Source organism: Nocardioides ganghwensis (assembly GCF_014779655.1).
Lineage (GTDB): Bacteria > Actinomycetota > Actinomycetes > Propionibacteriales > Nocardioidaceae > Nocardioides > Nocardioides ganghwensis.
On the sequence record NZ_JACXYX010000037.1, the window covers coordinates 1 to 1,301 of the forward strand.

General features: G+C 67.5%; 1 protein-coding gene. It reads right to left on the reverse strand.

All coding sequences use genetic code 11. From position 1 onward, the window contains the following. Positions 1-15: 15 nt before the first annotated feature. On the reverse strand, positions 16-1,212 hold the full coding sequence (locus IEZ24_RS21385; RefSeq protein ID WP_191192897.1) for an IS110 family RNA-guided transposase: 1,197 nt from the start codon (positions 1,210-1,212) through the stop codon (positions 16-18). Positions 1,213-1,301 lie beyond the last annotated feature (89 nt).

Below are 1,301 nucleotides of genomic sequence, written 5' to 3' on the forward strand. Positions count from 1 at the left end.
TGGCACCCCTCTGTGTCAAGACGCAGCAGTGAGTGGAGTTCTAGGGTGTTGCGTGGCGGGTCCGGGAAGTGGCTTGTCCGAAGAGTTGGTGTGGGGCTGTGAGCCGGCCGCGCTGGAGTCAGAGTCGTCGCCCCGTTGCCCTCCCGGGCCCGTCCTCGCGGTTGTCCCGGTGGTGCGGACGGCGTCGTTGAGCATGGTCTGGAAGACGATGTCGGACAGTCGACGTTTCACGCACCGCATGGCTTCCATGGGTGCTTTGCCGTCGGCCTTCTTGCGGTCGTAGTAGGCCCTGCCTTCGGTGGGATTGCGGAGCTGCACGCGGGCCATGGTGTGCAGGACTCGGTTGATCTGCCGGTTGCCCTTGCGGGACAGCCGGTGTCGGACCTGGTCACCGGAGGAGGCATCCAGGGGTGCGGTGCCGTTCCAGGACGCGAAGTGGGCCTTGTTCGGGAACCGGGTGATGTCGCCGACCTCGACCAGCAGCCGGGCGGCGCCGGTGGGTCCGATGCCGTGCAGGTCCAGCAGGCTCGTTCCGGTGTCCTTCACGAGCGCCGTGAGTTCCTTGTTCGCTTCCTTCTTTCGGGCGTAGATCCGCTCGAGGTCCGCGACGAGCTCGGCGGCCACCCGGCGGCGGGTCTTGCCGACGACATCGCGCGGTCGAATCTTGGCCAGCATCGCCTTGGCCTGGGCCGCGGACAGGTTCCGCTTCGCTCCACCGGGGATCAGCTCGAGCAGCAGCTGGTGCAGCTGGGAGGTCTTGCGGGTGTGCTCCTCACCGAGCGAACGACGGCGGTCGACCAGGAGCCGGAGCACCTCCAGCTGCTCGTCGGTGACGACAGGCCGCAGTCCGGCCATGCGGGTGCCGACCAGGGCGACGGAGTGGGCGTCGGTGGCGTCGGTCTTGCGTCCCTGACCGGTCGCGAACACTCGGGCTCGGGCGGACAGCTTCGGTGGAACGTCGACGACCTCTTCGCCGTCGGCCAGAAGCCGCACTGCGATGTGCTTGCCGATCCCGGCACAACCTTCGATGGCCCAGATCCGATCCGGCCACTGGCAGGCGTAGCGCCGCATCTCGGCGTACCCGTCACGGTCGGTGGCGAACCGGTCCCCTCCGAGGATGGCCTCGTCGGCGGTCATGACCTCGATCGTCGCCGAGCGCTTGTGCGGGTCCATCCCGATCACGACCCGACCCGATGTTGTCGCTGTGCTCATGCCTTCCTCCGATACTCGAACCACTGTGGTTGTCGAGCCGGGAGGGCAACGCTGCTTCGAGCTGGGCACACCCCTCTTGAGCCTCTCCT